The organism is Microbulbifer okhotskensis (assembly GCF_023895975.1).
Classification (GTDB): domain Bacteria; phylum Pseudomonadota; class Gammaproteobacteria; order Pseudomonadales; family Cellvibrionaceae; genus Microbulbifer; species Microbulbifer okhotskensis.
Window position 1 is genome coordinate 1 of record NZ_JALBWM010000601.1, and the last position, 210, is coordinate 210.

Annotated in this window: 1 protein-coding gene; it reads right to left on the minus strand. The window is 61.9% G+C overall.

The window, feature by feature from the left end:
* Positions 1-210, minus strand: a 210-nt coding sequence (locus tag MO867_RS23420; RefSeq protein ID WP_252473572.1) for an archaeosortase/exosortase family protein, incomplete at both ends; no start/stop codon positions are given.

The window sequence follows — 210 nt, forward strand, 5'->3', positions numbered from 1 at the left end:
GGGTGGTGGCCATCTGCTCGACCGCCAGCACATCGGCGGCCCGCCCCAGCAACCAGACAAGACACAGTCCCAGCAATGGAATCAGCGCCGTCCAATCCGGTCCCATCTCGAGCCTGGTCAATTGCGAACGCTTGCGGATAATCAGCCAGAGGCTGATCAGGGGAATCAGCATCCCATGGGCATAGGTTTCCGAGCGCCACCAGATCGCCG